The sequence below is a fragment of the Leisingera sp. ANG-Vp genome (assembly GCF_000813725.1).
Lineage (GTDB): Bacteria > Pseudomonadota > Alphaproteobacteria > Rhodobacterales > Rhodobacteraceae > Leisingera.
Map to the genome: position 1 here is coordinate 1 of NZ_JWLD01000077.1, position 22,869 is coordinate 22,869.

The following is a 22,869-nucleotide window of genomic DNA, read 5'->3' on the forward strand; positions in this document are numbered from 1 at the left end:
CGGGGCAATTCACCCCGGGGTATTTGGGACCAGAAAGAAGCAAAAAGGGCGGCGCTCCATTGGGAAGCCGCCCTTGCTGATTGGATAGGCTGGTGCGGTTTACAGCAGGCCTGCGTGCACCATGGCAGCATCGATGGCAGCCTTGGTGCTGTCTTCCAGCGTGGTCAGCGGCGAGCGGACCTCTTCGCTGCACATGCCCAGTTTCGACAGACCGTATTTCGCGCCTGCCAGGCCCGGCTCGATGAAGATCGCCTCATGCAGGGGCATCAGCTTGTCCTGATACTCCAGCGCTTTTGCGTAATCGCCTGCCAGGGTGGCGGCCTGGAACTCGGCGCAGAGCTTCGGTGCCACGTTGGCGGTTACCGAGATGCAGCCCACGCCGCCATGGGCGTTGAAGCCCAGGGCCGTGGCATCTTCGCCCGACAGCTGGATGAAATCCGCACCGCAGGATGCGCGCTGCTGGCTGACGCGGGCGATGTCGCCGGTGGCGTCCTTCACACCCACAATCCGCGGCAGCTTGGCCAGCTCGCCCATGGTCGCGGGCGTCATGTCGACGATCGAACGGCCCGGGATGTTGTAGATGATGATCGGGATATCGGCACAGTCATGGGCTGCGGTAAAATGCTGCAGCATGCCGCGCTGGGTCGGCTTGTTGTAATAGGGGGTCACAACCAGCGCGCCGTCGGCACCGGCTTTTGCGGCAAACTCGACGAATCGAATCATCTCGACGGTGTTGTTGGAGCCCGCACCGGCGATCACCGGCACCCGGCCGGCTGCTGCCTTGACGGTTTCCGCGATCACCAGCTCGTGCTCGTCATGGGTCAGGGTCGGGCTTTCGCCGGTGGTGCCGACCGGCACCAGGCCGGTGGAGCCTTCGGCAATCTGCCATTCCACCAAGCGTTTGAGCGCATCCAGATCCAGCTCGCCGTTCGAAAACGGGGTGACGAGTGCTGGCATAGAGCCTTTGAACATGGGCACGCTCCCTTCGCTAGTGGTGCAGGCGGCAATCCGCCGCCGTCAAGATATGGAATGCCGGGGATTTGAGTTGATACCGGCACGCCAATGAGTAACGTTCAAGCCTCTATCCCCGGTCCGCTGGAAAATGCAAGAGATGACACGCATTCTGGTCTTTATTCTGCTGATCTCGGCGGCCCTGCAGGCACCGCCGGCCGGGGCCCGGGGTCTTGGCGATGCGCTGGAGCTGATGCGGGCCGAAAAATGGCAGCAGGCCGCGCGGGAAGCCGGACGGAACCAAAGTGTATCCCGCGACATCATCGAATGGCACCGGCTGCGCGCCGGCTTGGGCTCGGCCGCCGATGCGGTGGCGTTCCTGGAGCGGCGGCCGGATTGGCCCGGCCTGGCCTATCTGCGGCGCCAGAATGAAGCAGCAATTGCCGGGGCGGGCCGAGGCACCATCCTGGCCTTTTATACTAACGAGCGGCCGCGCACAGCTGAGGGCGCGCTGAGCCTGGGCAAGGCGCTGATCGCCTCCGGGCGGCGCGGCGACGGCGAGGCGGAAATCGTGCTGGCCTGGCGCACCATGGCGATGGGCAGCGCCATTCAGAAAGATTACATGCGGGACTTCGCCAAGCTGCTGAAGCCGCATCACACCGCCCGGCTGGACCGGCTGTTGTGGGACGATCACCTGGTCAGCTCCAAGCGGATGCTGCCGCTGGTACCCGAAGGCGAGCGCAAGCTGGCCGAGGCCCGCATTGCGCTGCAGGAGCGCGCGCCGGGGGTGGATGGCAAGATTGCGGCTGTGCCGGACCGGCTGAAAGGATCGGCGGGGCTCGCCTATGACCGCTTTGCCTGGCGCGACCGCAAGCGGCTGCAAGCAAGCGCCATCGCTATGATGATGGAGCGCAGCACCAGCGCCGACAAACTCGGCGAACCGGGCAAATGGCTGCGCCGCCGCCGCGACCTGGCGCGGCAGCTGATGCGCGACAGGGATTTTGAGCGCGCCTATCAGCTGGCTGCCTATCATTTCTCTTCGCCCGAGGACGGGTACGGATATTCCGACTGCGAGTGGCTGGCAGGGTATATTGCCCTGCGCAAACTGCGCGATCCGGAGCTGGCCGCGGTGCATTTCCAGCGGTTCATTGCGTCAGTTGAAACCCCGATCTCGGTCAGCCGCGGCGGCTATTGGCTGGGCCGCGCCTACGCGGAGATGGGTCAGGCCGACAAGGCGCATGAAGCCTATGCACAGGCGGCGGAGTTTCAGACCGCGTTTTACGGCCTGCTGGCCGCTGAACAGCTAGGCCGTCCTTTTGACCCGGCTCTGACCAGGCCCGCGCAGCTGCCTGACTGGAGCACGGCGGAATTCGCAAAATCCTCGGTCACCCTGGCCGGTCTCGAACTGCTGAAGGCGGGCGAGCTGGCGCTGGCCGAGCGTTTCTTCACCCATCTGGTCGAGACTCTGCCGCCGGTGCAGGCGCGTCAGCTGGGCCAGATGGCAGTGGAACTTGATCAGCCGCATTTGGCGGTGATGATCTCCAAACGCGCGGCGCGGCGCGGGCTGGAGCTGGAAGGCGCCTATTACCCTCTTCACCCCGTAGCCAAGCGGCAGCTGCCGATGGCGGAGGAGATGACCCTCGCCATCGCCCGGCGCGAGAGCGAGTTCGATCCGGAGGTGATCAGCCATGCAGGCGCGCGCGGGCTGATGCAGGTGATGCCTGCAACGGCCAAGCTGGTGGCATCCGAGCTGGGCATTCTGGCCAATCACAAGACGTCGCGCCTGACCGCTGAGTGGGACTACAACGCCAAGCTGGGTGCCAACTACCTGGCCGGGCTGGCGGGCGAGTTCCGCGGCAATGTGGTGATGATGGCAGCCGGCTATAACGCGGGCCCCCACCGCCCCAAGGCTTGGATGGAACGCTATGGCGACCCGCGAGATGGCAACCCGGATATCGTTGACTGGATCGAGCACATCCCCTTCAACGAGACCCGCAACTACGTGATGCGGGTCACCGAAAGCCTGCCGGTTTACCGGGCCCGGCTGGGCAAGACGCCCTTGCCGGTGCCGTTTTCACAGGAACTTAGAGGCTCAACGCTTCACGCGTTCGCGCCATAGGGTGAACAGCCCGGCCGCCAGGATGATCCCGGCTCCGATGGCCACATTGGAGCGGATCACCTCGCCAAAGACGGCAACCCCCAGCGCCGACGCCCAGATCAGGTGGAAATAGGCAAAGGGCTGCACTGCGCCGGCCTCGGCCACCTCGTAGCACTTGATCAGCAGCCAGTGCCCGGTCACCCCGGTCACGCACAATAGCGCCATCCACATCCAGTCGCCCTGGCTCATCGGTTCCCAGTACCACATGCCGACAGCGGTCATGAAAACCATCCCGGCAATGCCGGTCCAAAAGAAGCTGGTTGCGGTGCTGTCCCTGCGCGCGGCAAAGCGGGTCACCAGGCCGTAGACAGCAAACATCAGGGCCGAGATGAAGGGGATGATGGCCGCCGGATCAAACACGCCTGCCCCCGGCTGCAGAATGATCAGCACGCCGATCAGCCCCACGCCGATGGCCGCCCAGCGCCGCCAGCCGACGCTTTCGCCCAGCACAGGGCCGCTGAGGGCCGCCACCAGAAGCGGATAGCAGATGAACACCGCCTGGCTTTCAACCAGCCCAAGCAGGGTAAAGCCATAGACCGCTACACAGATTTCCCCGGCCAGCAGAACCCCGCGGAAGATTTGCAGCCACAGCTGATCCGTCTGCGCCGTGGCCCGGATGCCGCCTGGCGCGCGCATGGCCAGGAACACCACAAAACCCGCAAAAAACCAGTAGCGGATCATCACCACCATATAGGTGTTGTAAGTGCCCGCCAGATGCCGCGAAATCCCGTCCTGCAAGGCAAAGACAATGGTCGCCCCGATCATCAGCAGGATGCCCAGCGGCACATTGCTGGCTTGGGACTGGCCGGTCCGGGTCTGTGCAGGGGCTGCCTGGGTCATGCCTTTGTTGCCTTTGTCATATGCCGCTTGCGCCCGTAGCCGGGGATACGGGTCACCTCAAATCCTGCCGCCTCCAGCCCGCGGCGCACAAAGCCTGCCGCGGTATAAGTCGCTGCCGAGCCGCCCGGCGCGGTATGCGCCGCCACCTGCGCCATCAGCGCCACTTCCCACAATTCGGGATTCTTGGCCGGAGAGAACCCGTCCAGAAACCAGGCATCCGCCTGCCCTGTCCACTCCGGCAGCGACATTCGGGCGTCGCCCTGGATCACCTCCAGTTGCAGGGTGCCCAGATCACAAGTGCCGGTGCCCTCCCATTTTGCCAGAAATCTCTCCGCCCAGGGCGCCACTGCGGGAAAGGCCTCCAGCGCCTTGGCCATATCGGCGGGCGCCATCGGAAAGGCCTCGAAACTGGTGAAACGCAGCGGCCCTTCCTGCCCCGCCTCTTCCCAGGCGCGCCAAGCCGCCAGCATGTTGAGGCCTGTGCCGAACCCCAGCTCTGCGATATGAAAGCCCGGGGCAAACCGCGCGGGCAGATCATTGCCCGCCAGAAACACATGCTCCGTTTCCGCCAGCCCGTCGTGGATCGAGAAATAGGGATCATCGAACTGATCCGACACCGGCACAGTGCCGTCGCGCCAGCTGAGGCGGGCCTGCTGGTCTGCCATGCTATAATCCTCTAAGCGGTTGTCCGGAACGGCGCGACACTGGCGAAAGGAACGGCAAATGGCAATGGCAGATATCACGGTGCGCGGCGCAGGCATCTTTGGCCTCTCGGTTGCCTGGGTCTGTGCCCGGCGCGGCGCATCTGTGCAGGTGGTGGACCCGTTCGGTGCCGGCGCGGGTTCCAGCGGCGGACTGGTCGGCGCCCTCGCGCCTCATGTGCCGGAGAACTGGAACCCCAAGAAACAGTTCCAGCTCGAAAGCCTGCTGATGGCAGAGAGCTTCTGGGCAGAGGTTGAGGCCACCGGCGGCGTCTCCCCCGGCTATGGCCGCACCGGCCGCCTGCAGCCCATCAACGACGAGCGCACGCTGGAACTGGCCCGCGCCCGCGAAATCACCGCCCGCGAATTCTGGAAGGATGAGGCGGAATGGCGGGTCTGCAAGGCAGACACGCTCGGCCCCTGGGTGCCGCCCAGCGCCACCGGCTATGTTATCCACGACACCCTCAGCGCCCGCATGCACCCCCGCCGGGCCTGTGCCGCGCTGGTGTCCGCTTTGGCCGTGATGGGCGTCGGAATTCAGCCCGAGGCCCCGGACCAGGGCAAGGTGGTGCATGCCAAAGGCTACGCCGGCCTGCTGGAGCTGAACGAGACTTTCGGCAAAACCATCGGCGGCGGCGTCAAGGGCCAGGCCGCGCTCCTGCGCTTTCAAGAAGGCGAGGTGCCGCAGCTCTATGCCGACAGCCTGCACATCATCCCGCATGCCGACGGCACCCTGGCCATCGGCTCCACTTCCGAGCGCGATTTCGAGGACGGCAAGGCAACCGACGCACAGCTGGATGACATGATCGAACGCGCCCGCACCGCAATCCCGGTGCTGCATGGCGCCGAGGTGATCGAACGCTGGGCCGGCGTGCGTCCGCGCGCAAAGTCACGCGCGCCGATGCTCGGCGCCTGGCCCGGCCGCGACGGCCACTTTATCGCCAACGGCGGCTTCAAGATCGGCTTTGGCATGGCGCCCAAGGCCGCGCATGTGATGGCAGACCTGCTGCTCGATGGCAAAGACAGCATCCCTCAAGGCTTCCGGGTTGAAGACAACCTCTGACCGGGCCGCCCCTGCCCTTTGCCGGGTCAAGGGCGGCAACGCCGCCGCGCGGCACGCGCGGTTCACCCTTGAGGCGGCAAAGGGCATCCCACAATCGAAATGGCGCTTTGAAGAGCAATCCTGCTCTTCAAACGCTTCTCAGCAGAAAACTCTGCGCCGCGCAGCGGCGCCACGCCCAAGCCCCTATCTGCCCGCCAGGGCAGCTTGGGGCGCGGGAGTACCCCCTTTCAGCCGCAGGGCACGGCGGAAGCGATCATGCACTGGCGCCCGTCCGGCCCGCGCACCCACAGGTCCAGGCCGTTGCGGCATAAAACAGCGCTTTCGAAATGCATTAAGGGCGAGGTGGCCCGGAAGGAGAACTCCGCCAATGTCCCCATCAGCTCTTGCGCCAGCAGCATCAGCTGCTGCGCCAATAGCGGCCCATGCACCACCAGCCCGGCATAGCCCTCCACGTCGCGGGCATAGTCGAGGTCATAATGGATCCGGTGGCCATTGAAGGTCAGCGCCGAATAGCGGAACAGCAACGTCGAGCTGAAAGAGACCTCCCGCACATCTGTCTCATCCGTGCGCGCCACTGGCGGCACCGGCTTCGGCGCCGCCGGGTCCGGATCTTCGCGGTAGACCAGATCATGCCATTCACTGAGGCACAGCCGCCCTTCCTGGCGGATCTCATGGCGCAGGGTCACCACTCCCAGCGGCCCGGTGCGGCCGGCTTTGCCCTCAGCTTTCTCCAGCACAGACGTCTTTTCAGCCGGGACCCCGGCCCGCAAGGGCGTCTCAAACCGCAGCCGTCCTCCGGCCCACATCCGCCGCGGCAGGCCCAGGTCCGGGATCAGCCCGGCACCTCCGACTTTCGGATGGCCATCCCGTCCCAGCCCTTCGGGCGGCAGCGGCGTCCAGAAGTAGAGCTGGTGGAAAAACGGCGGCAGCGCGCTGCCTGTTTCAATGTCCGGCTCAAGCCCCAGCGCGGTTTGAAAGGCAGCGGCCCGGACCGGATCCATCATGTCGGTCAAGCGCTGCGCAGATCCGGCAGCGGGGGCAGAGGCGGTGGTTTCAAAACTCATGCCGCCACCTTAGCCCGCCTCCTTAGCAAGACAAGCTCAGCGCTCCAGTTCCGCGCGCAGTTTCTGCATCAGCCGGGTCAGCGTGCCCTCGTAGTGCTCGCTGGTCAGCCGCCCGGTCTCATCAAACTCCTTGCCTGACCCCGCCAGATGCACGCCCGGCCCGGTGATCAGCCTTGGCTGGAACGGCACCAGGAACCCGCGCAGCAGCGCCTGCGCCTGCTCGCCGCCGGCCCGGCCTGCAGCGGCCGACATTATTGCCACCGGTTTGTCCGCCCAGGGGTTTCCTTCGGTGCGGCTCACCCAGTCGAGCGCGTTTTTCAGCACGCCCGACGGGCCCTTGTTGTATTCCGGGGTCGAGACGATCACCGCATCTGCCGCCGCAATCTGATCCGCCAGCGCCTGCACTGCGGGCGGGATACCTTCCGCTGCCTCGGCATCGCCATCATAGAGCGGCAGATTCAGGTCCGCCTCCGCCACGGTGGCCGGGCCAAACACCCGCACCGCTTCCGCAAGCAGCTTGCGGTTGGTGGCTTCCCGGCGCAGCGAGCCGGACATGGTGAGCAAAACGGGGTCAGTCATGGGGAAATCCTTCTGTGCGCATCTCTGTTCCGCCCATCATGTATGAGCCCGGCCCTGCCAGGAAACACAGATCTGCGCGCATCCGATGTGCAGCTTTACAAACCCCTCTGCACAAAGAAAAAGCCCGCCCCCTAAGGGACGGGCTGACAAAACCGCAAGAGCCGGGGATCAGGCTGCCTGCGGGATCACGACCACTTCGACGCGGCGGTTGCGGGCCTTGCCCTCGGGCGTCAGGTTGGAGGCCACGGGCTGCTCCTCTCCGCGGCCGATGATGCGGATCCGGTGATAGGGCACGCCGCCCGCCTGGATCTGATCTGCGACCGCATTGGCACGGCGCTCGGACAGGCCCTGATTGTATCCGGCATCGCCATCGCTGTCGGTGTGGCCGATCACCTGGATGGAGCTGTTGGGGTAGCGCACCAGGCTGTCAGCCACCCGGCGCAGGTCGCCCTGCACTGCCGGGGCAATGGCATAGCTGTCGGTGGCAAAGGTCAGATCATTCGGGAACGACAGGATCAGCCGGTCGCCGGTGTTGACGATGGTGATCGAGTCGTTGGCCAGGGTCTGGCGCAGCTCGCGCTCCTGCGCATCCAGCTGGTTGCCGATGATGCCGCCCGCCGTGGCGCCCACCAGCGCCCCGGTCACTGCGCCCAAGCCGCGGTCCGAATCATTGGCGATGGCGCCGACACCCGCACCGATAATGCCGCCAAGGATCGCGCCCTGCTGGGTGTTGCTGCCCGGAGTGCCGATGGTTGCGGGATCGGTACAGGCGCTAAGGCCCAGGGTTGCGGCAACAATACCTGCCGTGGTGAGTTTCATCTGCATCATCAAAAACTGCCTTCTGCTTTCTCAAATCCGGGCCGCGCCCGGCATTCCAATGGAATATCGGGGTGCTGCGCCGCCTTCTCAAGGCAGGATTGCCTCACATGGGCGAAATCCCGCGCAAAAACTGCGGTCAGGGCGCAAAAGCAAAGTCCCAGCCTTCCTGCTCCATCCACAGTTTGCGCAGGGTTTTGGCTTCGCCCGCGAATTGCTCCTCCTGCAGTTCCGCGGCAAACATCCGGTCGGTGCGGAAGTGGCGGAAACCGCCGCGCAGCTCGCACCAGGCGGCCAGCATGGTGCATTCGATATGGTAGATCAGCGCCAGCGGCCGCAGTGTCCGGCAGGTCTCGCCGCTTTCGGGGCTGACATAGGTAATCTGCAGCTTACGGCATTCCCGCACCGCCTGGCGCAGCAGCGCCTTGGAGACGCAGCCCTGCTCCGGATCGTCCAGCGGCGCACCCCAGGGCGCCACCTGCAGCCATTCCGCCGAGGCATGCACGTCGCAGATCTTGCGGCTGACACGCGCAGCGGCCTGCTGCATGGCGCCATCGCCGGTGCGCATCAGCATCGCAAGCCCCACATGCAGCGCCTCAAGCTCTTCCTCATCAAAGTTGAGCGGCGGCAGATCGTAGCCGTTGCGCAGGATGTAGCCGATCCCTGCCTCGCCCTCGACCGGCGTCCGCATTGCTTGCAGTGCCGCTATGTCGCGGTAGATGGTGCGCTTGCTGACTTCCAGCTTCTCCGCAAGGTCCTCAGCCCGCACCGGAGAGGCCGCGGAGCGCAGGATCTGGATGATTTCGAACAGGCGGCCGGTGCGGGGCATGGGCAGGCTCCAGTGACAATCTGCTGACATCCTAGCACAGGCCACTGACAACAGCCTGTCAGCAGGGATCTGCTTTTCTGATTACCAGAGAAGGAGAGTTACCATGCTGAGTTATGAATGGATCACCATGATCACCCTGGGCCATGACCGCTGGGACACCATGTACCGGCTGCCGAAACCGCATGAGATCGAACGGGACGCAGCCCGCCGGCGGCATGAGGCGCAGCAAGCAGCCAAACCGTCAGGGCCGGGCCTGCTGCAGCGCCTGTTCAACCGGCGGCGCGCATATCACCTGCCGCAGCCTCCTCATCCCTTGCCGCCTCGAAAGCAAGCATGGCGCGCTTGACCGGCAGCCCCCAGTGGTAGCCGCCCAAGGCTCCGGACTTGCGCAAGGCGCGGTGGCAGGGGATCAGCCAGCTGACCGGGTTGCGCCCCACCGCCGTGCCCACGGCGCGCACCGCCTTGGGCGAACCGATGGCCTGGGCCAGCTCGGAATAGGTGGTGACATGGCCCGAAGGAATGCGCAGCAGCGCCTCCCAGACCTTGATCTGCAGGGGCGCACCGATCATGTGCAAGGCAGTCTCGCCCTTCTGGGCAAAGGCTGCCTCGGCCAGCGGGCGCAGCGCGGTGGGATCTTCGATGAATTCCGCCTGCGGCCAGCGGGCGCGCATGTCGGCCATGGCGGGCTCTGCCCCGGTTTCCGCTGCAAAGGCCAGGCCGCAGATGCCCTTTTCCGTGCCCATCACCAAAGCCAGGCCAAAGGGGCTGTCGAACCAGCCCCAGTAGATCCGCAGGCCGTCACCCTTGCGGGCGTATTCACCAGGGCTCATCGCTTCCCAGCGCAAAAACAGGTCGTGCAGACGGCCCGAGCCGGACAATCCCACCGCATGCGAGGCCTCCAGCGTGGTGAACCGCTCCCGCAGAAGCGCCTTGGCATGGCCCAGCCGCAGATACTGCTGGTAGCGTTTGGGGGAGACCCCGACCCAGGCAGAAAACACCCGCTGGAAATGCGTGGGGCTCATGTCCATACGGGCGGCCAGCTGATCCAGGGACAGGTCTTCGCCGCCATCGTCGATCAGCTCAATCGCCCGGCGCATGACGCCATAATGATACGTGTCTTCCCGTGCTTCGATATTCATCGGCTCAACCTGTTCTGACTTGCATCCCAAAGTAATACGGGCAGCCCAGGCAATCGACCCGGAACTTGCGGTAAACCTGCAGCAGCTTCCTGCAGCCTCCCCGCCCGCGGCAATTTCAATTGCTCTTTAAGGCCTGACCTGTACATAAGCGCAGGCATGGCAAAGCAACTCGATTATCATACGCTCCGCGAGATCTTCACGCGGTTCCAGGCAGCCGAGCCTGAACCCAAGGGCGAGCTGGAGCATGTCAACGCCTATACGCTGGTGGTCGCGGTGGCGCTGTCAGCCCAGGCCACCGATGCCGGTGTGAACAAGGCCACCCGCGAGCTGTTCAAGATCGCGGACACGCCGCAAAAGATGCTGGATCTCGGCGAAGAGCAGCTGATCGAGCACATCAAGACAATCGGCCTCTACCGCAACAAGGCCAAAAACGTGATCAAGCTGTCGAAGATCCTGGTTGAGGATTACGGCGGCGAGGTGCCCAATTCCCGCGCCGCACTTCAGTCCCTGCCGGGAGTGGGCCGCAAGACCGCCAACGTTGTGCTGAACATGTGGTGGAAACAGCCTGCCCAGGCAGTGGACACTCATATCTTCCGGGTCGGCAACCGTTCCGGAATTGCGCCGGGCAAGGATGTGGATGCGGTGGAACGCGCGGTGGAAGACAATATCCCGGCGGATTTTCAGCAGCATGCCCATCACTGGCTGATCCTGCACGGCCGTTATCACTGCAAGGCGCGCAAGCCGATGTGCGGCAGCTGCCTGATCCGCGACCTCTGCATGTATGAAGACAAGAATCTGTAAACCATTTGCGCGGCATATTCACCAAGTTGAAGCCGCTCCGAAAATCCCCAAGGAGGGACCATGACCAAGACCTACCAGCTCGTCGGTATCGGCAATGCCGTGGTCGACGTGATTGCCCAGTGCGAAGACAGCTTTCTGGCTGAGCAGGGCATCGAAAAAGGCATCATGCAACTGATCGAACGCGACCGCTGCGAAGACCTGTATGCGGCGATGGGCAACCGGGTGCTGACCCCGGGCGGCTCGGTCGCCAATACCATCGCGGGTGCCGGCGCGCTGGGTCTCGAGGCCGCCTTCATCGGCCGGGTGCGCGAAGATGCGCTGGGAAAATTCTACGCCGATGCGATGAACAACGAGGGCGTCGCCTTTGTGAACCCGCCGGTTGCTGAAGACGATCTGCCGACCTCGCGCTCGATGATCTTTGTCTCGCCCGATGGCGAGCGGTCGATGAACACCTATCTGGGCACGTCGTCGGAGCTGAGCTCGGCGGATGTGCCCGCCGTGGCAGCAGGCACCGCCCAGATCATGTTCCTGGAGGGTTACCTGTTCGACAAGGACAAGGGCAAAACCGCCTTTCTGGAAGCTGCGCGGGCCTGCCGCGAAGGCGGCGGCCGGGTCGGAATTTCGATCTCGGATCCGTTCTGCGTCGAACGCCACCGTACCGATTTCCTGAACCTGATCGGCAACGAGCTGGACTTTGTGATCGGCAACCAGGACGAAATCTGCGCGCTGTTTGAGACCAGCGACCTGGAAGCTGCGATGGCCAAGACCGCAGCGATCTGCCCGCTTGTGGTCTGCACCCGCTCCAGCGACGGGGTCACCGTGCTGAACGAAGGCGTGCGCATCGACGTGCCGGTCGAGGCGATTGTGCCGGTCGACGCAACCGGGGCCGGCGACCAGTTTGCCGCGGGCTTCCTGTTCGGCATGGCTACAGGGCGCAGCATGGAAATCTGCGCCCGGATGGGCTGCATCTGCGCAGGCGAAGTGATCCGCCACATCGGCCCGCGCCCGGAAACCAACGTGCGCGCGCTTCTGGAAGAGGCCGGTCTGGTTTAAGCTAGCCAGTTTAAGACCGCCAGGGCGCTCCCGCCCGCCGGAACAGCACCTGACGGTGCTTTCCCGTCCGTTGGGCCCGGCGCGGGGCGGCTTTGCCGCCCCGCGCCGGGCTGCCGCAATCGCAGCGCCTCAGCTGTCTGCTGCAGCCTGAGCCTTGCTCAGCAGTGAATTGAGCATTGCCACATCCCCGCTGCTGAGCCCGTCCAGCAGCTGTGCCTGTGTTTGCACATGGGCTGTCACCGCCCGGTCAATCAGCGCAAAGCCTTCCTCCGTCAGCCCGACCAGGAAGCTGCGGCTGTCCTCCGGGTTCACCTCGCGCTTGACCAGACCATCCGCCTCCAGCCGGTCCAGCCGGTTGGTCATCGTGCCTGAGGCCACCATCGTCGCTTTCAGCAGATCCCCCGGCGACAGCACATACGGCGCGCCGGACCGGCGCAGCGTGGCCAGCACATCGAACTTCGCCGCGTTCAACCCGAACTCCGCAAAGGTCTCATGCATCCCGCGCTGATAGGCCAGATACAGCCGTGCAACCCGGCCGATTACCCCCATGGCCGTGACATCCAGGTCCGGCCGCTCCCGCTCCCATTGCTGGGTGACAAAATCCACATGGTCCATATCACCGGTTTAGGCGGAAACATCTTGACGTCAAGATTAAACTCATTATCTCGACATCAAGATAAGGAGACCCGCATGACGATCCGAACCCTTTTGCTGACCGCGCTGGCCCCTGCGATCTGGGGCAGCAGCTATATTGTGACCACCGCCTTGCTGCCCGGCCATTCGCCGCTGGCAGTGGCGCTGCTGCGGGCGCTGCCAGCAGGGCTTTTGCTGCTGGTGCTGGTGCGCCGGCTGCCGCCTCTGGACTGGCTTCCGCGGCTGCTGGTGCTGGGCGCGCTTAACTTCTCGCTGTTCTGGGTGCTGCTGTTTGTCTCCGCCTACCGCCTTCCCGGGGGCGTTGCCGCCACGCTTGGCGCAGTGCAGCCGCTGATCGTGGTGTTCCTCTCCGCCCTGCTGCTGAACACCCAGGTCCGTGCTGCGGCCGTCGCCGCCGCCCTCCTGAGCATCGCAGGCGTGGCCCTGCTGGTGCTGACCCCGTCTGCCGAACTGGACATGATCGGTGTGCTGGCCGGCCTGGGCGGGGCGCTGTCGATGGCCGCAGGCGTGGTGCTGACCCGCAAATGGCAGCCGCCGGTTCCGCCGCTCACCTTCACGGCCTGGCAGCTCACGGCGGGCGGGCTGCTGCTGGTGCCGGTGGCGTTTTGGATGGTGCCGGAATGGCCGGTCTTCACCGCTGCCAATATCGCAGGCCTGGCTTACATGAGCCTGATCGGCGGCGCGCTGACCTATATCCTGTGGTTCCGCGGCCTGGCCCGGATTGATCCGGCCCAAGTCTCGCTGCTCGGAGTGCTCAGCCCGCTGTCAGCGGTCATTCTGGGCTGGGTGCTGCTGAACGAAAGCCTGACCCCCGCGCAATTGCTGGGTGCCGTGCTGGCTCTGTTCAGCCTGTGGCTTGGCCAGTCCCGGCCGGGAGCCAGAAAAAACGCGGCTCCGGCAGAGTAACCCGCATCACCGCGGCAGGGCCGGCTCACAGGCTTTGCCGCGGTGGCAATCAATCACCTGCCGCCGCACCCCGGAAGTGTCGGCAAAGGCAAAACCGCCGCAGGCGGCTGCCCGGATCACCAGATCGCTCCCGCGCTGCTCAGCAAAGAACAGCAGATCTTCGCCCGGGGCCATGCCGCCGCACCAGGGGCCGAGGCATTCCACCTCGAGCACAGCAGGCGCATTGATGCGCTTGGAAAAATACTTGCCCTCCAGCATCTTGCCCGAGAGCTGCGCCGGGATGCGGGTCAGCGGCGGTGTGTCATTCGGGTCTTCCGCATGAGATTTTGGCAGCAGGCTTTTATCGAACCGCAGCCTCCCCGCAACGATGCTGAAGACGCTTTCTGACTGAGCCGCCTGCAGATAGGCGTCTGCGGGTCCCCAGGGCAGGCAGCTGAGGGCAGCTGCCGGACTGGCTGAAAGTGCAGCCCAAGCTATGGCAAGCCGGACGGGGGCAGTCAGCAAACCACACAAAAACCGCATCTCACAAATGCTCCCTGAACTCTTCCACCACCCGGGCATAAACCTCGCGTTTGAAGGGCACGATTTTCTCGACCAGGCTGTCCACCGGCTGCCAGCACCAGGCCGAAAATTCCTGATGGTCGGTCTCGATATTGATCTGGTCATCAGTGCCGAGGAACCGCATCAGATACCATTTCTGCTCCTGGCCGCGGTATTTGCCGCCCCAGAACTTGGGGACGACGTCATGGGGCAGATCATAGGGCAGCCAGCCATCGCTCTCGGCGATGATCTCCACCAGTTCCGGCACCACACCGGTTTCCTCTTCCAGCTCGCGCAGGGCCGCGGTGCGCGGGTCTTCGCCCGCATCGATTCCGCCTTGCGGCATCTGCCAGGCGTCTTTGAAACGGTCCTTGCGCTGGCCGACCCAGACACCGCCGCCGGCGTTGATCAGCATGACACCGACATTCGGGCGGTAGGGCAGCCTGGCGATCTGTTCCGGGGTCATGGCGGCTCTCCTCAGTATACTTTAACTTGCACCTTAGACCGCTTGCCGCCAAGGCACGCAAGAGGGTGACGCGGCGTTTGCCCGTGACAAGGCGGCCCATGGCAATGATCCTGAGCCCAACTGCCAGGGAGAGTTGAAGATGACTGCGTACCCGAACCTGCTGGCCCCGCTGGACCTGGGTTTCACCACATTGAAGAACCGGGTGCTGATGGGCTCGATGCATACCGGGCTGGAGGAGACCGGCGACTGGAACCGGGTGGCCGAATTCTATGCCGCCCGCGCCCGCGGCGGCGTGGCATTGATGGTGACCGGCGGCATTGGTCCGAATCTGGAAGGTTCGGTTTTGCCGGGGGCCTCGATGATGACCACGGCGAAGGATGTGGAAAACCACCGGGTGGTGACGGAACGGGTGCATGCCGCGGGCGGCAGGATTGCGATGCAGATCCTGCATGCCGGCCGTTATGCCTACGGGCCGGAATGCGTCGGGCCCAGCCCGGTGAAATCGCCGATCTCCCCCTTCCCGCCAAAAGAGCTGGATGAAGCTGGGATCGAGAAACAGATCTCGGACATCGTGAACGCCGCCCGGCTGGCGCAGGAAGCGGGGTATGACGGGGTCGAGATCATGGGGAGCGAGGGCTATTTCCTCAATCAGTTCCTGGTCACCCGCACCAACAAGCGCGAGGACCGCTGGGGCGGCCCGTATGAGAACCGGATGCGGCTGGCAATCGAAGTCGTCCGCCGCACCCGCGAGGCCGTGGGCCGCGAGTTCATCATCATTTTCCGCCTGTCGATGATCGACCTGGTGCCGGAGGGCTCCACCCACGAGGAAGTGGTGCAACTGGCACAAGAGATCGAGAAGGCCGGCGCCACCATCCTCAACACCGGCATCGGCTGGCATGAAGCACGCATCCCGACGATCGCCACAAGCGTTCCGCGCGCAGCTTTTGCCTGGGTCACCAAGAAGCTGATGGGCAAGGTCTCGATCCCGGTGATCACCTCAAACCGCATCAACACGCCCGAGGTGGCAGAGCAGGTGCTGGCGGATGGCTGCGCCGACATGGTCTCGATGGCGCGGCCGATGCTGGCGGACGCGGATTTCGTGGCCAAGGCCGCAGCCGGGCAACCGGAACGCATCGCCCCCTGCATTGCCTGCAACCAGGCCTGCCTGGATCACACTTTTGGCGGCAAGCTGACCTCCTGCCTGGTGAACCCGCGCGCCTGCCATGAGACCGAACTGGTGATCGAGCCCGCTGCAGCGGCCAAAACGGTGGCTGTGGTGGGCGCCGGCCCTGCTGGTTTGTCTGCCGCGCTGACCGCGGCCCAGCGCGGGCACAGCGTCACCCTGTTCGACAAGGCGGATGAGATCGGCGGCCAGCTCAACATGGCCAAGCAGGTGCCGGGCAAAGAAGAGTTCTGGGGGCTGGTGGACTGGTACCGGGTGATGCTGGCAGATGCCGGGATCACATTGGAACTTGGCCGTGAAGCATCGGCGGAAGACCTGACAGGTTTCGATGAAGTGATCATCGCCACCGGCGTAACGCCTCGCGATCCGGAGATCCCCGGCCAGGACCGTGAAAACGTGCTGAGCTATATCGACGTGCTCCGCCACCGGGCACCGGTGGGCAGGCACGTCGCAGTCATCGGTGCCGGCGGCATCGGCTTTGACGTCTCCGAATTCCTGCTGGAAGAGGGGCACAGCCCCGCCACCGATCTTCCTGCCTGGCTGAAGGAATGGGGGGTGACCGACCCCGGGGAGCACCGCGCTGGGCTAGCGCCCGAAGGGCCGCAGCCTGCTGAACCCGCACGGCAGGTCACCCTGCTGCAGCGCAAGGCGGAACGCCATGGCAAACGGCTTGGCAAGACCACCGGCTGGATTCACCGGGCCACGCTCAAGATGAAGAATGCGGCGTTCCTCGGCGGCGTGAACTACGAGCGCATCGATGAAGAGGGCCTGCATGTAAGCTTCGGCGCGGCCCGCGAGAACCCCACTCTGGTTCCGGCGGACACTATTGTGCTCTGCGCAGGGCAAGTTTCTGATCGCAGCCTGGCGGATCAGCTCGCCGCACACGGTATCACCGCTCATGTGATCGGCGGGGCGGATGTGGCCGCAGAGCTTGACGCCAAACGCGCCATCAACCAGGGCACCCGGCTGGCCGCAACCCTTTGAAGCCGCCCGAAACCGCGGTCGGGACACTCCCGCCTGCGGATCCATGCCCTGACGGGCCCGGCCCGCAGTTGGGCCCGGCGCCGTGCCTAAGGCACGGCGGATGGCACCGCGCTGCGCGCGGTGCCACGCCCAACGGGCGGGGAGCATTTTCAATACTCCCAAGCCGGGCGGGAGCCGCTCCCCCTTCCGCGGGCAGGCCGGGGGATTTAGCGGGACGGTCATTACCAGCTCCGGAAAGGCTTCGGCTGGCAACCTTCCGCGCCTCAGTGATCAATTGGATCACCGGCTGCATTCAGCCGTGTTCGGCAAGGCTGTCCTGCGGCGCCTCTGCGCGCTGTGCCATGCCATAGTCCCGGAGCACACCGGCCACCCGCAACCGGTAGTCCCTGAAAATGCCGCCCCGCCCCCGTGTTTGAGCAGCCCGGTGCTCCGCCAGCTGCCGCCAGCGCTGCACCGCCTCCTCGTCGCGCCAAAAGGATAAGGACAGCAGCTTGTCCGGCGTGCTGAGGCTCTGAAACCGTTCTACGGAAATGAACCCTTCCACCTCCTCCAGCACAGACCGCAGCTCTGCAGCTGTCTCCAGATACGCATCTTTTTGCCCTGCGGCGATCTCAACTTCGAAAATCACGGCTATCATCCAGCGTCCTCTCATCCTGCCCCATGCGGTGCCGAAGCCAGCTTCAGCCAGGTCCGGTCCTCGCGCAGCAGGAACCGTTCCTTTTGCGCAAACACGTAATTCTCACGCCCCAGCGGATCCGCAGCCAGCCTGGCGCGGTAGGCTTCATATTCCGCCAGGCTTTCCACATTGTAGATGCCGTAGGCCAAGGTCGAGGACCCCTCGTGCGGCGCATAGTAGCCAATCAGCTCCGCGCCGCAGCGCGGGATCGCCTGGCCCCAGTTGCGGGCGTATTGTTCGAACTGGGCCTTCTTGGCCGGATCGATCTGGTAGCGGATGATGCAGGTGAGCATGGAGGGTCCTCTTGTGTCTCGGAGCCTCCTGGCTAACCTGCGCCGCCGCCCGGATGCTTCGCTCTGGACCGAAGCATCACTCCGCGGTGAGAGCAATCAATCCGGAGAAACCGGCATGGCCTAAGGCACAGGCCCCCGCGTCACCAGTAGCAACGCATGGCGGCCCGGCCGCCCGCAGCTGGCCACAGATGCACAGTAACGAAGCAATCCCCGGGAGATGCCGCGTTGCCCGCGGCCCCGGCAAACACGTTCGGCTTCGGCCTTTGGTGCCGATCGCGAGCAGGCTGCCACACTTATTGCGCAATCCAGTCTGTTCAGCTCAGCAACCCTGCCTTAGCGGATTCTCGCGATCACGCTTGCGTTTTAAGGACCTGTCAACCCAGGGTCACCCCAATCCCGTCTATGCCGGCCGCCGTTTCCTCAGCGCAAACGATCCCGGCGAAACCTCGCAATTATCCCACCCCTGCCCCGTTCTTGCCCGATTTCACCGGCAACACTTAAGGCAACACGGCTTTACGAGGATGGGTGAATATGGATCGGCTTACGGAAATGGAGGCCTTTGCCAATGTGGTGGACCAGGGCGGTTTCACCGATGCGGCACGGAAAATGGGAATCTCTAAATCGGCGGTTTCCAAACATGTCTCCAGCCTGGAGGCCCGCCTTGGCGCGCGCCTGTTGAACCGGACCACCCGCCGGGTTTCCCCCACCGAAATCGGCCTCGCCTATTACGACCGCGCCCGCCGGGTACTGAACGACGCAGGCGAAGCGGATGCGCTGGTCACCTCGATGCAATCCGCGCCCTCTGGCCTCTTGCGGATTTCCGTCGCCACCGATTTCGGCGTCAACCACCTGTCGCCCGTGCTGTCGGACTTCCTGCGCGACTTCCCGGATATCACCGTCAACATGGTGCTGAACAACCGCTATGTGGAGCTGATTTCCGAAGGTTTCGACATGGCCGTGCGGATCGGCGAGCTGGAGGACAGCTCCCTGCGGGCCCGCAAGCTGACCGAAACCACCAAGCGGATGATCGCCTCTCCTGCCTATCTAGAGAAATACGGCCGCCCCCAGAAGATCGACGAGCTGAACACCCACAAGCTCTTGCATTACTCCAGCCAATCCAGCGGCAATGTGTGGAAGATTACAGCACCTTCAGGCGAGAAACGCCAAGTGCGCACCTCCGGCTGGCTGTCGGTGAATGACGGGCAGTCGCTGCTGAACGCAGCCATCTCCGGCCTCGGCATCGCCTATCTGCCCAGCTACCTCTACTCGGAAGCGCTGGAGGAAGGGCTGGTCGAGGACGTGATGCCCAGCCTGCCGATGGAAACCCAGGGCATCTACGCGGTCTACCCGCCGGGCAAGTTCACCCAGCCCAAGGTGCGCGCCTTCATCGACTTTCTTGTGGCGGCCTTTGCCGACCGCGATCCTTCGGAATGGAAAACCTGAACCGGTTCAACGGAAAACCGGACCAAGACCTCCCTCGAAGACCTGCCCCCGCGCCAAACGCGGGGGCTTTTTTTGCAGCCCGCGCCTGCGCTGCTACTTCATCTGCGCAGGCAGCCCTTTCATAAAGGCCGCAGCCAGCCCGGCAATCTCCTGCACCCGTGCTTCATCCGCTTCCCTTTGGTTCAGCCAGGTCAGGCTGAGCAGCGCCAGGATCATCGACCGCCGCGAGGTTGCAATCTCGCCCAGCCGTTTCCGGCTGAGATGCCCCAGCCCAAGGTGGCGGCGGTGAAACGCCGCCTCCAGATCCAGCATCTGCACGATCAAGGCCTGGTTTTCATCAAAGGCGTTGGGTGTCTGATAATGCACTTCTGCAAAATCATTCAGCGACAGCCGCACAATCCCCGGCCGTTCGGCAAAAAACCGGGTGCTGCGCAGGCACAGTTCGTCCACTGCTGCATTGCCCTGCAGGTCCTCCGGCAGATCCAGCAATGCCATCTCAGCAATCAGCGCATTGCGAATCAAGGCCGCCAGGATCCCCGGCAATCCCTTGTAGTGATTGTAGGCCGACGCAGGCTCTATCCCGACGCGCCGGGCGATCCCGCGCAGTTTCAGCCCCGATGGCCCCTCTTCGCCGCAGAGTTTTTCCGCCGCGATCAGAATCGCCTCAGGCGTTGAAAATCCAGCAAATTCTTCGGCGATCCGCTTTGCCTTGCCTGCCATGCTCACTCTTCCGTGATCAGCCGCCGTGCGGCTTTCATTTGACTCCTTAACTAACGGTGTTAGTCAAAACTACCAATGTTAGTTTTGGAGAGGACCATGCCCCTGAGATCCACACTTGCCGCGGCTGCCCTGATGGCCGCAGGCTCCGCCGCACAGGCCCAGACCGGGCCGCTGACCGAGGCCGCCGATGGCGTCTACCACTTCTTTGCAATGGGCTATTCCAGCATGGCCGTAGTTGGGGAGACCGGCGTGCTGATCATTGACCCGGCCTTTTCCCCCCGCGCCGAGATGTTCAAAGAGGAGCTGGCCAAGGTCACCGGCAAGCCGGTGACCCATGTGGTGCTGAGCCATGAGCATTTCGACCATATCGGCGGCACCGAAGTCTTCCCTGATGCCGAGATTATCATGCAGGAGAACGGGCTGGACGTGCTCAAGCTGTCGCCGCTGATGCCGTCCCCCGAGGTTACCACCACCTTTGACGAGGCCCTGACCATTGACCTGGGCGGCCAGACCGTTGAGCTCAGCCAGCCGGCCATTGCCGATGGCGTGGCCACTGCCGTGGCCCGGGTTCTGGAAAGCAATGTGGTGTTTTCTGCTGATCTCTATGTGCCGCGGAAACTGTCGCCGCATGAGTTCAAGGAGGACACCAATTTTGTCGGCTCGGCACTGGTGCTGAACACCCTGGCCGGCTGGGATCCGGCCTATGCGATCAACGGTCATTCGGCTGGCAACAGCGTCGAAGCGCTGAAGGAAAATGCCAAGTTCTACACCGATTTGCAGGCCGTCGTCAGCGCCCGGTTCGAGGAGGCCTTTGCCAGCGATGATCCCGGGGCGCCTTGGAACCTGCTGTTCAGCATTTCCGAAGAGGTCGAGATGCCGGAATATGCAGATTGGGAAGGCTACGAGGAGAACTTCCCCGCCTATGTCCGCCGGATGGCGCTGTCGGTCCTGCACGGCGGCTGAGTCCCGGCCCGGACAGAGAAAGCAAAAACGGGCCGCCCGCGCGGCCCGTTCCAGTCTGCAGGCCGGTTAGCTTTTGTAATGCGGCGCCTCGGCGTCCAGACGGCGGCGGATCGCATGCCATTCCAGCTCTCCCTCGTAGCCGTACCAATCGCTCGCGGCCATATCGCTCAAATGGCGTTTCTGCTCGCTTTCCGGGATGGTGCGGATCTCGACGCCTGGGCAGGCCGCAGCCTTTTGCACTTCCAGCTGCACCGCACAGGCCTGATCCAGATAGAACGACCGGAAGAAAGCCTCTCCCGCTGTGGCCCCGAACACAAAGGCGCCGTGCCAGGCCTCGACCACTGCTTTCTTGCCGCGGCCGGCCTCCAGCAAACCGCTCAGGAAGTCATCGGTGCATTCAAACTCATAGTCAGTGTAGCCCAGCACATCGCCGCCGCCGATCATCAGATAGGCCTGGCTGTAGGGGCCAACACCGTCTTTCTGGGCACTTACCCCCATGATCGCCTTGGTGTGGATGTGCATAATGCAGTTCTTCTCCGGCTCTGCCTCGAAGAACAGTTTGCCGATCTCGGTGGCAGAGGGGTTCGGCTCGCCGTTTTCCGGATTGTGATTGACCCGGTCGAAACCAACCTTGATCAGGTTGGAAGCGGTCACTTCCTCATGCATCCAGCCATAGTGATGGGTAATCAGGGCATCCTCCCCTGGCACCCGGATCGCGTGCCATTGGTTGGTCTGGTCGGTCAGCCGGTATTTCACCAGCGCATTGTAAACCGCGGCCAATTCGCAGCGGGCTTCCCATTCGGCGTCTGAGCAATTGGCAGGACGGCCTTCCAGCGGGGTGGGTGTCATGACGGTCATGGCGTTTCCTTCTCCTCTTTCCCGCACAGCCTATGCCGCTACGCAAGTCAGATATTTATCTGGAAATACCCAAAACTTGGCGAAATAGTCCTCATTATGCAAAAGGTCGAATTCCTCCTGTTTCCCGGTTTCCAGATGCTGGCTTACGTTCTGGCAACCGAAACCCTGCGGCTGGCCAACAAATGCGCGGGCGAGCCCTTGTTCGAATGGGAGACCCTGACGGCAACGCAAGCGCCGGTGCGGGCGTCAAATGGCGCCTTAGTGGCGCCGGACCGCACCGGCTGGCGCACCGGCAGCGCTCCGGAGCTGGTTCTGCTCTGCGCCGGCTACGATCCCCTGCAAAACGTGCCTGCCAGCGTCAAGGCCTGGCTTGCCCGGATGGACCGCAGCGGCGCCACCCTGGGCGGAGTGGACACCGGCACTGTGGTGCTGGCGGCGCTTGGTTTCCTGGACGGCCATGAGGCGGTGCTGCACTACGAGGCCGAACCGGGATTCCGCGAGACCTGGCCGGATATTGCCGTCAGCGACCGGATCTATTGCCACGGCCGCCGGCGGCTGACCGCAGCCGGCGGCATCGCAACCAGCGACGCCATGCTGGCCTGGATCGCCTCCACGGCCTCGGCTGCCCTGGCCGCCGCCACCTCGGACGCCATGGCTCATGGCGAGATCCGCCCTCCAGCTGCCGGGCAGCGGGCCGAGACCACGGCTGACCCTGTGCTGCAGCAAATGCACCGGATGATGGCAGCCAGCCTGCAGGACCCGCGTCCGCTGCAGGAGATCGCAGACTCCCTGCGCCTCAGTCTCAAGGCGCTGCGCCTGCGCTGCCAGCGCGGGCTGGGCATGGCGCCCAAAGCCTATTACCTGCAACTGCGCCTGTCTTATGCCCGCGACCTTCTGCGCAACACCGAAATGCCGGTAACGGAAGTGGGGCTGGCAGCCGGCTTTGCCTCCCCGGCCAGTTTTTCCCGCCTATTCAAATCACGGTATCAGCACAGCCCCCGGGCGCTGCGCCGCCGCTGAACATCAGATGCTGTCTTTGCAGCTGCCGAAGATCTCCCGCCCGTCGCCGCCGCAGGCAACCTGCGACGCTCCCGTTGGGCCAGGCTCGGCGCAGGGCGCCGAGCCTGGCCCAACGCCGCTAAGCGGTTCTGGCGCAGCCAGGGCAGCTGCGGAGGCGGGAGCGCATCGC

General features: G+C 64.1%; 24 protein-coding genes. 9 read left to right on the plus strand and 15 right to left on the minus strand.

Annotated features, from left to right (window positions below):
* Positions 1–99: 99 nt before the first annotated feature.
* Positions 100–972: a 4-hydroxy-tetrahydrodipicolinate synthase gene (dapA, locus tag RA20_RS21080; RefSeq protein WP_039133401.1), complete on the minus strand. Its 873-nt coding sequence runs from the start codon at positions 970–972 to the stop codon at positions 100–102.
* A 139-nt stretch (positions 973–1,111) separates the two neighbouring features.
* Between dapA and RA20_RS21085 the strand changes: the two genes are divergently transcribed.
* Entirely contained in the window at positions 1,112–3,070 is a 1,959-nt protein-coding gene (locus RA20_RS21085) for a lytic transglycosylase domain-containing protein (RefSeq protein ID WP_039133404.1), read from the plus strand.
* Here RA20_RS21085 and RA20_RS21090 read toward each other — a convergent pair.
* Both RA20_RS21090 and mnmD read right to left on the minus strand, forming a co-directional pair.
* Positions 3,044–3,949, minus strand: coding sequence for a DMT family transporter (locus tag RA20_RS21090; RefSeq protein ID WP_039133407.1), 906 nt, complete (start codon positions 3,947–3,949; stop codon positions 3,044–3,046). The genes RA20_RS21085 and RA20_RS21090 overlap by 27 nt on opposite strands.
* Complete coding sequence (mnmD, locus tag RA20_RS21095; RefSeq protein WP_039133410.1) at positions 3,946–4,614, minus strand: tRNA (5-methylaminomethyl-2-thiouridine)(34)-methyltransferase MnmD; 669 nt, start codon at positions 4,612–4,614, stop codon at positions 3,946–3,948. The genes RA20_RS21090 and mnmD overlap by 4 nt, the downstream gene beginning before the upstream one ends.
* A gap of 58 nt (positions 4,615–4,672) precedes the next feature.
* On the opposite strand from mnmD, the gene RA20_RS21100 reads away from it, so the two are divergent.
* Positions 4,673–5,713, plus strand: a complete 1,041-nt coding sequence (locus RA20_RS21100) for an NAD(P)/FAD-dependent oxidoreductase (RefSeq protein ID WP_039133413.1) — start codon at positions 4,673–4,675, stop codon at positions 5,711–5,713.
* Between the two features lie 227 nt (positions 5,714–5,940).
* On the opposite strand, the gene RA20_RS21105 is transcribed toward RA20_RS21100, so the two are convergent.
* From RA20_RS21105 to RA20_RS21125, 5 genes are all read right to left on the minus strand, one after another.
* A complete protein-coding gene (locus RA20_RS21105; protein ID WP_039133417.1) occupies positions 5,941–6,777 on the minus strand; it encodes an acyl dehydratase in 837 nt (278 codons plus the stop codon).
* A 36-nt stretch (positions 6,778–6,813) separates the two neighbouring features.
* Entirely contained in the window at positions 6,814–7,356 is a 543-nt protein-coding gene (locus RA20_RS21110; protein ID WP_039133419.1) for an NADPH-dependent FMN reductase, read from the minus strand.
* 168 nt (positions 7,357–7,524) lie between these two features.
* Positions 7,525–8,184: an OmpA family protein gene (locus RA20_RS21115; protein ID WP_039133422.1), complete on the minus strand. Its 660-nt coding sequence runs from the start codon at positions 8,182–8,184 to the stop codon at positions 7,525–7,527.
* A gap of 127 nt (positions 8,185–8,311) precedes the next feature.
* A complete protein-coding gene (locus tag RA20_RS21120; RefSeq protein WP_039133426.1) occupies positions 8,312–9,001 on the minus strand; it encodes a helix-turn-helix transcriptional regulator in 690 nt (229 codons plus the stop codon).
* 269 nt (positions 9,002–9,270) lie between these two features.
* Positions 9,271–10,140 (minus strand): methylated-DNA--[protein]-cysteine S-methyltransferase, encoded by an 870-nt coding sequence (locus tag RA20_RS21125; protein WP_039133429.1) that lies wholly within the window; start codon positions 10,138–10,140, stop codon positions 9,271–9,273.
* Positions 10,141–10,296: 156 nt separating this feature from the next.
* Here RA20_RS21125 and nth point away from each other — a divergent pair, with 156 nt between their 5' ends.
* Positions 10,297–10,941: an endonuclease III gene (nth, locus tag RA20_RS21130; RefSeq protein ID WP_039133431.1), complete on the plus strand. Its 645-nt coding sequence runs from the start codon at positions 10,297–10,299 to the stop codon at positions 10,939–10,941.
* Between the two features lie 60 nt (positions 10,942–11,001).
* Positions 11,002–11,994, plus strand: coding sequence for an adenosine kinase (locus RA20_RS21135; protein WP_039133433.1), 993 nt, complete (start codon positions 11,002–11,004; stop codon positions 11,992–11,994).
* Between the two features lie 129 nt (positions 11,995–12,123).
* On the opposite strand, the gene RA20_RS21140 is transcribed toward RA20_RS21135, so the two are convergent.
* Complete coding sequence (locus RA20_RS21140; RefSeq protein ID WP_039133435.1) at positions 12,124–12,609, minus strand: MarR family winged helix-turn-helix transcriptional regulator; 486 nt, start codon at positions 12,607–12,609, stop codon at positions 12,124–12,126.
* A 75-nt stretch (positions 12,610–12,684) separates the two neighbouring features.
* Here RA20_RS21140 and RA20_RS21145 point away from each other — a divergent pair, with 75 nt between their 5' ends.
* Positions 12,685–13,554, plus strand: a complete 870-nt coding sequence (locus RA20_RS21145) for an EamA family transporter (RefSeq protein ID WP_039133437.1) — start codon at positions 12,685–12,687, stop codon at positions 13,552–13,554.
* Positions 13,555–13,560: 6 nt separating this feature from the next.
* Here the strand turns inward: RA20_RS21145 and RA20_RS21150 are convergent, their stop codons facing one another.
* Together RA20_RS21150 and RA20_RS21155 are read right to left on the minus strand one after the other, a co-directional pair.
* Positions 13,561–14,076, minus strand: a complete 516-nt coding sequence (locus RA20_RS21150; protein WP_241482309.1) for a hypothetical protein — start codon at positions 14,074–14,076, stop codon at positions 13,561–13,563.
* Position 14,077: 1 nt separating this feature from the next.
* Positions 14,078–14,560, minus strand: a complete 483-nt coding sequence (locus tag RA20_RS21155) for an RNA pyrophosphohydrolase (RefSeq protein WP_039133439.1) — start codon at positions 14,558–14,560, stop codon at positions 14,078–14,080.
* 139 nt (positions 14,561–14,699) lie between these two features.
* Between RA20_RS21155 and RA20_RS21160 the strand changes: the two genes are divergently transcribed.
* Complete coding sequence (locus RA20_RS21160; protein ID WP_039133440.1) at positions 14,700–16,727, plus strand: NADPH-dependent 2,4-dienoyl-CoA reductase; 2,028 nt, start codon at positions 14,700–14,702, stop codon at positions 16,725–16,727.
* A 292-nt stretch (positions 16,728–17,019) separates the two neighbouring features.
* Here the strand turns inward: RA20_RS21160 and RA20_RS21165 are convergent, their stop codons facing one another.
* A complete protein-coding gene (locus RA20_RS21165) occupies positions 17,020–17,364 on the minus strand; it encodes an antibiotic biosynthesis monooxygenase family protein (protein WP_039133443.1) in 345 nt (114 codons plus the stop codon).
* Between the two features lie 11 nt (positions 17,365–17,375).
* The gene (locus RA20_RS21170; RefSeq protein WP_039133446.1) at positions 17,376–17,696 is read right to left on the minus strand and encodes an NIPSNAP family protein; all 321 of its coding nucleotides are present in this window, start codon (positions 17,694–17,696) and stop codon (positions 17,376–17,378) included.
* 531 nt (positions 17,697–18,227) lie between these two features.
* Here RA20_RS21170 and RA20_RS21175 point away from each other — a divergent pair.
* Positions 18,228–19,139, plus strand: coding sequence for a LysR family transcriptional regulator (locus tag RA20_RS21175; RefSeq protein WP_039133449.1), 912 nt, complete (start codon positions 18,228–18,230; stop codon positions 19,137–19,139).
* A gap of 93 nt (positions 19,140–19,232) precedes the next feature.
* On the opposite strand, the gene RA20_RS21180 is transcribed toward RA20_RS21175, so the two are convergent.
* Complete coding sequence (locus tag RA20_RS21180) at positions 19,233–19,859, minus strand: TetR/AcrR family transcriptional regulator (protein WP_039133452.1); 627 nt, start codon at positions 19,857–19,859, stop codon at positions 19,233–19,235.
* A gap of 96 nt (positions 19,860–19,955) precedes the next feature.
* On the opposite strand from RA20_RS21180, the gene RA20_RS21185 reads away from it, so the two are divergent.
* Complete coding sequence (locus RA20_RS21185) at positions 19,956–20,822, plus strand: MBL fold metallo-hydrolase (RefSeq protein WP_052249118.1); 867 nt, start codon at positions 19,956–19,958, stop codon at positions 20,820–20,822.
* Positions 20,823–20,888: 66 nt separating this feature from the next.
* On the opposite strand, the gene RA20_RS21190 is transcribed toward RA20_RS21185, so the two are convergent.
* Complete coding sequence (locus RA20_RS21190) at positions 20,889–21,680, minus strand: class II aldolase/adducin family protein (protein ID WP_039133455.1); 792 nt, start codon at positions 21,678–21,680, stop codon at positions 20,889–20,891.
* Positions 21,681–21,776: 96 nt separating this feature from the next.
* On the opposite strand from RA20_RS21190, the gene RA20_RS21195 reads away from it, so the two are divergent.
* On the plus strand, positions 21,777–22,700 hold the full coding sequence (locus tag RA20_RS21195; RefSeq protein WP_039133459.1) for a GlxA family transcriptional regulator: 924 nt from the start codon (positions 21,777–21,779) through the stop codon (positions 22,698–22,700).
* Positions 22,701–22,869: the final 169 nt, after the last annotated feature.

Bases quoted from the DNA above. Each gene is read 5' to 3' on its own strand.
- RA20_RS21090 (WP_039133407.1), bottom strand. From the start codon at position 3,949: ATGACCCAGGCAGCCCCTGCACAGACCCGGACCGGCCAGTCCCAAGCC.
- RA20_RS21115 (WP_039133422.1), bottom strand. From the start codon at position 8,184: ATGATGCAGATGAAACTCACCACGGCAGGTATTGTTGCCGCAACCCTG.
- RA20_RS21170 (WP_039133446.1), bottom strand. From the start codon at position 17,696: ATGCTCACCTGCATCATCCGCTACCAGATCGATCCGGCCAAGAAGGCC.
- RA20_RS21155 (WP_039133439.1), bottom strand. From the start codon at position 14,560: ATGACCCCGGAACAGATCGCCAGGCTGCCCTACCGCCCGAATGTCGGT.
- RA20_RS21135 (WP_039133433.1), top strand. From the start codon at position 11,002: ATGACCAAGACCTACCAGCTCGTCGGTATCGGCAATGCCGTGGTCGAC.
- RA20_RS21120 (WP_039133426.1), bottom strand. From the start codon at position 9,001: ATGCCCCGCACCGGCCGCCTGTTCGAAATCATCCAGATCCTGCGCTCC.
- RA20_RS21105 (WP_039133417.1), bottom strand. From the start codon at position 6,777: ATGAGTTTTGAAACCACCGCCTCTGCCCCCGCTGCCGGATCTGCGCAG.
- RA20_RS21145 (WP_039133437.1), top strand. From the start codon at position 12,685: ATGACGATCCGAACCCTTTTGCTGACCGCGCTGGCCCCTGCGATCTGG.
- mnmD (WP_039133410.1), bottom strand. From the start codon at position 4,614: ATGGCAGACCAGCAGGCCCGCCTCAGCTGGCGCGACGGCACTGTGCCG.
- RA20_RS21140 (WP_039133435.1), bottom strand. From the start codon at position 12,609: ATGGACCATGTGGATTTTGTCACCCAGCAATGGGAGCGGGAGCGGCCG.
- RA20_RS21180 (WP_039133452.1), bottom strand. From the start codon at position 19,859: ATGGCAGGCAAGGCAAAGCGGATCGCCGAAGAATTTGCTGGATTTTCA.
- RA20_RS21190 (WP_039133455.1), bottom strand. From the start codon at position 21,680: ATGACCGTCATGACACCCACCCCGCTGGAAGGCCGTCCTGCCAATTGC.
- RA20_RS21160 (WP_039133440.1), top strand. From the start codon at position 14,700: ATGACTGCGTACCCGAACCTGCTGGCCCCGCTGGACCTGGGTTTCACC.
- RA20_RS21085 (WP_039133404.1), top strand. From the start codon at position 1,112: ATGACACGCATTCTGGTCTTTATTCTGCTGATCTCGGCGGCCCTGCAG.
- RA20_RS21125 (WP_039133429.1), bottom strand. From the start codon at position 10,140: ATGAATATCGAAGCACGGGAAGACACGTATCATTATGGCGTCATGCGC.
- RA20_RS21150 (WP_241482309.1), bottom strand. From the start codon at position 14,076: ATGCGGTTTTTGTGTGGTTTGCTGACTGCCCCCGTCCGGCTTGCCATA.
- RA20_RS21165 (WP_039133443.1), bottom strand. From the start codon at position 17,364: ATGATAGCCGTGATTTTCGAAGTTGAGATCGCCGCAGGGCAAAAAGAT.
- RA20_RS21110 (WP_039133419.1), bottom strand. From the start codon at position 7,356: ATGACTGACCCCGTTTTGCTCACCATGTCCGGCTCGCTGCGCCGGGAA.
- RA20_RS21185 (WP_052249118.1), top strand. From the start codon at position 19,956: ATGCCCCTGAGATCCACACTTGCCGCGGCTGCCCTGATGGCCGCAGGC.
- RA20_RS21175 (WP_039133449.1), top strand. From the start codon at position 18,228: ATGGATCGGCTTACGGAAATGGAGGCCTTTGCCAATGTGGTGGACCAG.
- RA20_RS21100 (WP_039133413.1), top strand. From the start codon at position 4,673: ATGGCAATGGCAGATATCACGGTGCGCGGCGCAGGCATCTTTGGCCTC.
- RA20_RS21195 (WP_039133459.1), top strand. From the start codon at position 21,777: ATGCAAAAGGTCGAATTCCTCCTGTTTCCCGGTTTCCAGATGCTGGCT.
- nth (WP_039133431.1), top strand. From the start codon at position 10,297: ATGGCAAAGCAACTCGATTATCATACGCTCCGCGAGATCTTCACGCGG.
- dapA (WP_039133401.1), bottom strand. From the start codon at position 972: ATGTTCAAAGGCTCTATGCCAGCACTCGTCACCCCGTTTTCGAACGGC.